Source organism: Mesorhizobium sp. M1A.F.Ca.IN.022.07.1.1, from assembly GCF_003997575.1.
Classification (GTDB): Bacteria; Pseudomonadota; Alphaproteobacteria; order Rhizobiales; family Rhizobiaceae; genus Mesorhizobium.
Genome location: NZ_RZST01000314.1, coordinates 1 through 6,851, shown reverse-complemented (window position 1 = coordinate 6,851; position 6,851 = coordinate 1). Strand labels below are relative to the sequence as shown.

Below are 6,851 nucleotides of genomic sequence, written 5' to 3'. Positions count from 1 at the left end.
CTCCGCAATCGGATCGCGCGCAGGCGTTTGCCCACCCGATGCATCAACGCAAAAATGTAATTGCAGATCCGATCGATCTGCCTTGACTTGGATCAAGGCAGGAACGTTATTCCGTCAGCCGGCCTTTGCGAGCGTCCCTAGCCAGGGCAGAAGGCCGAATGCAGAGCCTCGACAACCGTCAGCACTTCCGGCCTGGTGATGCGGTAGTAGACGGTCGTCCCGTCGCGGCGGGCTTCCACCAGCCCATCAGCTCTAAGCCGCATAAGCTGTTGCGACATCGGCACCTGGTCGATGTCGAGCAGTTCTCGCAGTTCTGCCACCGAGCGCTCCTCGTTTCCGAGCGCGCACAGGACGAGCAGTCGCTGTGGATGGGACATGCTCCGGAGCAGTTCCGCCGCCTTGCCCGAGGCCGGGATCAATTCTCTTACATTCATGTTCTTGAATTTATAATCTTTGAATGTTACATGCAAGCTTGCCGTTCGGGTTTACCGACGCCTTACGATCGCGCCGCCTCGTTTGGAATTGAGCTCGATCAATGCGGAACGCGGCCTTCCCGCGCAGGATATTTTGCGGAAGGTCGAAGCAATGGGAGGATCATCATGTCACACATCGTCGTCCTCGGAGCAGGTCTCGGCGGCACGATCATGGCATACGAAATGCGTGACAAGATGCGCCGCGAGGATCGCCTGACCGTCATCACGCTCGGAACGTCCTATTCCTTCGTGCCTTCCAACCCCTGGGTGGCCGTCGGCTGGCGGGAGCGCGATGACGTTACCGTCGATTTGACGGCTACTTTCCAGCGGCGCGGCATCGCGCTGCGTTCCGAAGGTGCGAAAAAAGTGCATCCGAAGGAAAACCGCGTCGAACTCAACGACGGCTCCTTCGTCGACTATGACTATCTGATCATCGCGACCGGCCCCGATCTCGCCTTCGATGAGGTGGCGGGTCTCGGGCCTGTCGGCCATACCCAGTCCATTTGCCAGATCGACCATGCCGTCGCCACGCGCGCGAAGTTCGAGGAACTGGTCCGCAAGCCCGGGCCGATCGTCGTGGGTGCGATTCAGGGCGCATCCTGCTACGGTCCGGCCTACGAATTCGCCTTCATCCTAGACACCGCTTTGCGCAAGGCCAAGGTGCGCGACCGGGTGCCCATGACATTCGTGACGCCGGAGCCCTATATCGGCCATCTCGGGCTTGACGGGGTCGGCGACACCAAGGGCCTGCTCGAAAGCGCCATGCGCGATCGCCACATCAAATGGATCACCAACGCCAAGGTGGCTTCGGTCGACGCCGACATGATGCATGTCGAGGAAGTCAACGACGACGGGACGACCAAAGCCAAGCACGACCTGCCCTTCGCCTTCTCGATGATGCTGCCTGCCTTCCGCGGCGTTCCCGCGCTGATGGGGATCGAGGGCCTAGTCAATCCGCGCGGCTTCGTCACCATCGACAAGCATCAGCGCAACCAGGTTCATCCCAACGTCTTCGCGATCGGCGTCTGCGTCGCCATTCCGCCGGTCGGCAAGACGCCGCTTCCTGTCGGCGTTCCCAAGACCGGCTTCATGATCGAATCCATGGTTACGGCCACCGCCGAGAACATCGGCGCGCTGTTGCGCGGCGACGAGCCCAGGGCCATCGCTACCTGGAATGCGGTCTGCCTCGCCGATTTCGGCGATGAAGGCATAGCCTTTGTCGCGCAACCGCAGATCCCTCCCCGCAACGTCAACTGGTCCTCGCAGGGCAAATGGGTCCACGCGGCGAAGGTCGGGTTCGAGAAATACTTCCTCCATAAGGTGCGGCAGGGAAAGAGTGAGACCTTCTACGAGGGGCTAGCGCTCGACGTTCTCGGCATCAAGAAACTCAAGGCCATCCATATAGAGCCGGCCGAATAGACTGGCCAACATTCAGGAGAAGATGATGACGATAGACAAGGCAGTTCTGATGTTTGCGGGCTTGATGGTGCTGATATCGCTCACGCTCGGCATCTACTATTCGCCCTACTGGTTCCTGCTGACGGCATTCGCCGGGCTCAACATGGTGCAGGCCTCGGTCACGGGCTTCTGCCCGGCAGCGATGGTCTTCAAGAAGCTCGGCTGCAAGCCGGGTGCAGCGTTCAAGTAAGGGCACGTCATCGAGCAAGGGCCGCTAAGCCGGGAGGCGGCTCAGTCGCCTCCATATCCATTTCAACCGACTGAGATTAGCCAATGAGACCACTGCATTCGGCCCTCGCGAACATCCTTCTGATCGGAGCCGCCGGCCTTGTCGTAGTCGATGCGCGCGCCGCCGAATTCCTGGTCAAGGCCACGACCGTCACCGAGATGAAGGCGGTGTACGGACAGGTGGAGAGCCGCACCATCCTGCCGGCCCGGGCGAGGATTTCGGGAACCGTCTCATCCATCCGGGTCACCGAAGGCGCCCAGGTGGGCAAGGGCGACGTGATCGCCACTGTGGTCGACGACAAGCTCGCGTTGCAGCTCAGAGCCGCAGACGCCAAGATCGCAGCGTTGAATTCGCAACTCGATAGCGCCCGCACCGATCTGCAGCGCTCGCAGGATCTGCTGGCCAAGGGTGCCGCCGCCCAAAGCCGGGTCGATGCAGCAAAGACGCAGTTCGATGTCGTCACGAACCAGCTCGCGGCTGCGATTGCCGAGAAGGCGGTCATCGAGCAAACCGCGAAAGAAGGCGATATCCTGGCTCCGGCCGACGGACGGGTGCTGACGGTTCCCGTGGCCGCCGGCTCGGTGATAGTGGCGGGCGAACCCGTCGCGCGGGTGGCATCGGGCCAGTATTATCTGCGCCTGTCTTTGCCGGAACGGCACGCCGTCGAGATAACGGAAGGCGCCCGCGTCGATATCGGCGAACGCGGCAAGGGTACCAATGCCGGCTTCGTCAAGGCTGGGGAAGGCCGGATCGCAAAGGTCTACCCGGAGATCGAGAACGGTCGCGTGATTGCCGACGTCGAAGTCGCCGACATCGGGACCTATTTCGTCAACGAGCGCACCCTCGTGTCCATACCGGTTGCAAAGCGGACCATGTTGGGCGTTCCGCCTGAGGCACTCAGGATCGCCCACGGCATAGACTATGTCACAGTCGAGACAGCGGAGGGGCCGCTTGATGTCGCCGTCGTGCGGGGTGGTACATTCCAGGACTCCGGCCAGACGCGCGTCGAAATCCTGAGCGGTCTTGCCGATGGCGATAAGGTCGTCCTGCCATGAAACTTGGCATCGCCGGCTGGCTTACCCGCTCCTTCATCGTATCGCCGCTGACGCCACTGTTCCTGCTGGCGGCACTGGCGCTCGGGCTTGTGGCCCTGGTCACCCTGCCGCGTGAGGAGGAGCCGCAGATCTCCGTGCCCATGGTCGACATCCACGTCTCCGCGAACGGCCTGAAAGCCGAGGATGCCGTCAAGCTCGTGACCGAGCCGCTGGAGACGATCATAAAAGGCATAGACGGCGTGGAGCACGTCTACTCCCAGACCACCGATGACGGCGCGCTGGTGACCGCCCGCTTCAAGGTCGGCACCAGTTCGGATGCCGCGATCCTGCGCATCCACGAAAAGGTCCGCGCCAACATGGATCGCATTCCCGTCGGAATCCCGGAGCCGCTGATCGTTGGGCGCGGCATCGACGACGTTGCCATAGTGGTGGTGACACTGACGCCGGCGTCGCAGGCGGCGGCGCGGTATTCCTCGGCGGACCTGACGCGTCTTGCGCATGAGCTGCAGGTCGAGGTCGCAAAGCTTCCCGATATCGGTCTCACTTACGTCGTTGGCGAGCAGCCGGATGAAATCCAGGTCGAGCCGGATCCGGAAAAGCTCTCGCTTTATGGCATCACGCTGCAGCAGCTCACGGGCAAGATCGCGGGCGCCAACCGCTCTTTCCAGATCGGCACGGTCCGCGACGAGGGCAATCAACGGGTGCTGGTGGCTGGCCAGACGCTGCAGGCTTCGTCCGATATCGGCAACCTTTTGTTGACGGCCCGCGACGGCCGCCCGGTCTATGTCCGCGACGTCGCCAGCATCGTGCTCGCGACGTCGCCGGCGGAGAACCGCGTCACCAACATCGTCAAGTCTGACGCGGGCACGGAGCGAACGCCGGCCGTGTCGGTTGCGATCGCGAAGCGACCGGGCACCAACGCGGTCGTCATCTCAGACACGATCGTCAAGCGCCTCGAGCAGGTGCGCGGCCAAATCTTCCCAAAGGACGTCGAGATGCGCGTGACGCGCAACTACGGCGAGACGGCCAATCAGAAGGCCAACGAACTGCTCTTCCACCTGGGCCTGGCAACCATCTCCATCGTGCTCCTGGTCGCCATCGCCATCGGCTGGCGAGAAGCGCTGGTGGTGGCCGTGGTGATACCCACGACGATCCTCCTGACCATGTTCGCATCTCGCATCATGGGCTATACGCTGAACCGCGTCAGCCTGTTCGCGCTGATCTTCTCCATCGGCATCCTCGTCGACGACGCGATCGTGGTCATCGAGAACGTCGCGCGCCACTGGGCGATGGACGATGGGCGTTCCCGCACCCAGGCGGCGATCGATGCGGTCGCCGAGGTCGGCAACCCTACCATCGTGGCGACCTTAACCGTGGTGGCGGCGCTGCTTCCTATGCTGTTCGTCTCCGGCCTCATGGGGCCGTATATGAGCCCGATCCCGGCCAACGCCTCGGCTGCGATGCTCTTCTCCTTCTTCGTCGCGGTGATGCTGACACCATGGCTCATGATGAAGCTCGGCGGAAAGGTCGGCGCGCATGGCCACGCCGCCAGCGCGCACGGCGGCATGCTGGGCCGTATCTATGTCATGGTGGCGCGGCCGATCTTGATGTCGCGGTTTCGGGCGTGGACCTTCCTTCTGGTCGTGGGCATTGCGACGATCGGATCCATGGCGCTGATCTACACCAGGCACGTGACGGTGAAACTGCTGCCTTTCGACAACAAGACTGACCTGCAGGTCGTGGCGGACCTGCCCAAGGGATCGTCGGTCGAGGACACCGACCGGCTGCTGCAAGCGGCCGTGAACCGGCTGGCCTCCGCGCCGGAAGTGGTGTCGTTCCAGACCTACGCGGGCGCCGCCGCGCCTTTCAACTTCAACGGCCTGGTGCGCCACTACTACCTGCGATCTGGCCCCGAGCAGGGCGACATCGCCGTCAACCTGATTCCCAAGGGCGACCGCAGCCGTGCCAGTCACGCCATCGCGCTCGACTTGCGCGAGCGACTGAAGGGAATGGCGATGCCGGCCGGCACCGTGCTGAAGGTGGTCGAGCCACCCCCCGGGCCGCCGGTGCTCGGCACGCTGCTGGCCGAAGTCTACGGTCCCGACGCCGAAACCCGCCGCGCGGTTGCGGCCAAGATTCGCGAGACCTTCGCCAGCATCCCGTTCATCGTCGACGTCGACGACAGCTTTCACAACCAGCCGGAGCGCCTCCGGCTTTCGCTCGACCAGGACAGCCTCGAATATTACAAGGTCGAGCAGGCGGACGTGTACGACACGCTGGGCTATCTCTACGGCGGGGCCACCGTCGGTTATTCCCACCGGGGCGGCGGGCGCCTGCCGATCCCGATCCGCGTCGCCTTGTCGAAGGGAAACGGCGTGGTCGACCAGCGCGTCTTGGCCACCCCTGTGGCGGCCAACGCGCTGCCCGGCGCGCGCGACGTTGTCGAGCTTGGTGATGTCGTGCGGGTGAGCAGGGAGCAGGCCTCCTATCCGATCTTTCGCCACAACGGACGCCCGGCCGAGATGGTGATGGGCGAACTGGCGGGCGCGTTCGAGGCGCCGGTCTATGGCATGCTCGCAGTGGACGACGCGATCGCAAAAGCCGACTGGGGCAACGTCCCCAAGCCGGCGATCGCGCTCCACGGCCAGCCGGACGACGAATCCAAGTCTACTCTGTTGTGGGACGGCGAGTGGGAGGTGACCTGGGTGACGTTCCGCGACATGGGCGCCGCCTTCATGGTGGCGATCCTCGGCATCTATATCCTGGTCGTCGCGCAGTTCAGCTCATTCAAGCTGCCGCTGGTGATCCTCACCCCGATCCCGCTGACACTGATCGGCATCATGTTCGGCCATTGGGCCTTCGCGGCCCCCTTCACCGCCACCTCGATGATCGGCTTCATTGCGCTCGCTGGCATTATCGTGCGCAACTCTATCCTCCTGGTGGATTTCATCCGGCATGCCAGGGAGTCCGACGGACCGCTCGTTCATGTGCTGCTCAAGGCCGGCGCGATCCGCTTCAAGCCGATCCTTTTGACCGCGCTTGCGGCGATGATCGGCGCCGCGGTGATCCTGACCGATCCGATCTTCCAGGGTCTCGCCATCTCGTTGCTGTTCGGCCTCGCCTCGTCGACGCTGCTGACGGTGCTGGTTATCCCGGCGATCTATGTGGCGCTGCGCGGCGAGCCGGCCGCCGGTGCCGATCAGAGCGAATCTTAGCTCTAGCGGAAATCACCGAGGACGCCGAAGGCTATCAAGATCGCTCCAAAGGAAATCAGAACCGGTGGGCCTGTCGTCCAATCGACGATGGCTGCCCAAACACTCGTAGCTCCGCCCGCAACGATGGAGCGCAGAATGATCTCACGCCAGCCCGGCACCGACTATTCTCCGATACTGGGATTGGTTGGCGCCGCGCACCTTGACGCTACCGTGGAGCAGACGTTCCACAGCCGCGAACCGATCGGACGGCAAATGAGACAGTTCGATTTCGTGTGCGAGGTCCGCTGAGTACTCTCGGAACGGCACAAGATTGATGACGGGAACGCCAATCAGCACGGGTACGGAAAGTTCGAGCGCCTTGGCAATCAGAGCCCTGAAACCACCTCCTTCGGCCTCGGTCTTGCCGAATTTGCCGAGAACC

Annotated in this window: 6 protein-coding genes; 4 read left to right on the top strand and 2 right to left on the bottom strand. The window is 63.0% G+C overall.

The features are described 5' to 3' along the window. Window positions 1–137 precede the first annotated feature (137 nt). Window positions 138–434 carry a metalloregulator ArsR/SmtB family transcription factor gene (locus EOA75_RS26200; protein WP_127325513.1) on the bottom strand — a complete coding sequence of 99 codons (297 nt, stop codon included), beginning with the start codon at window positions 432–434 and terminating at the stop codon, window positions 138–140. Between the two features lie 165 nt (window positions 435–599). Here EOA75_RS26200 and EOA75_RS26195 point away from each other — a divergent pair, with 165 nt between their 5' ends. The 4 genes from EOA75_RS26195 to EOA75_RS26180 all read left to right on the top strand — a co-directional run bounded on the left by EOA75_RS26195 (window position 600) and on the right by EOA75_RS26180 (window position 6,430). Continuing rightward, a complete protein-coding gene (locus tag EOA75_RS26195; protein ID WP_127325512.1) occupies window positions 600–1,892 on the top strand; it encodes an FAD/NAD(P)-binding oxidoreductase in 1,293 nt (430 codons plus the stop codon). A gap of 25 nt (window positions 1,893–1,917) precedes the next feature. After that, complete coding sequence (locus tag EOA75_RS26190) at window positions 1,918–2,121, top strand: DUF2892 domain-containing protein (RefSeq protein ID WP_127325514.1); 204 nt, start codon at window positions 1,918–1,920, stop codon at window positions 2,119–2,121. 83 nt (window positions 2,122–2,204) lie between these two features. Next, window positions 2,205–3,215 carry an efflux RND transporter periplasmic adaptor subunit gene (locus tag EOA75_RS26185; protein ID WP_127325511.1) on the top strand — a complete coding sequence of 337 codons (1,011 nt, stop codon included), beginning with the start codon at window positions 2,205–2,207 and terminating at the stop codon, window positions 3,213–3,215. Beyond that, entirely contained in the window at window positions 3,212–6,430 is a 3,219-nt protein-coding gene (locus EOA75_RS26180; protein WP_127325510.1) for an efflux RND transporter permease subunit, read from the top strand. The genes EOA75_RS26185 and EOA75_RS26180 overlap by 4 nt, the downstream gene beginning before the upstream one ends. Window positions 6,431–6,571: 141 nt before the next feature. Here EOA75_RS26180 and EOA75_RS26175 read toward each other — a convergent pair. Continuing rightward, window positions 6,572–6,851 (bottom strand): DUF2478 domain-containing protein (locus EOA75_RS26175; protein WP_127325509.1); only part of this gene is annotated, 280 nt, incomplete at its 5' end.

Coding starts and splice junctions, on each gene's coding strand:
- EOA75_RS26200 (WP_127325513.1), bottom strand. CDS start 434: ATGAATGTAAGAGAATTGATCCCGGCCTCGGGCAAGGCGGCGGAACTG.
- EOA75_RS26195 (WP_127325512.1), top strand. CDS start 600: ATGTCACACATCGTCGTCCTCGGAGCAGGTCTCGGCGGCACGATCATG.
- EOA75_RS26185 (WP_127325511.1), top strand. CDS start 2,205: ATGAGACCACTGCATTCGGCCCTCGCGAACATCCTTCTGATCGGAGCC.
- EOA75_RS26190 (WP_127325514.1), top strand. CDS start 1,918: ATGACGATAGACAAGGCAGTTCTGATGTTTGCGGGCTTGATGGTGCTG.
- EOA75_RS26180 (WP_127325510.1), top strand. CDS start 3,212: ATGAAACTTGGCATCGCCGGCTGGCTTACCCGCTCCTTCATCGTATCG.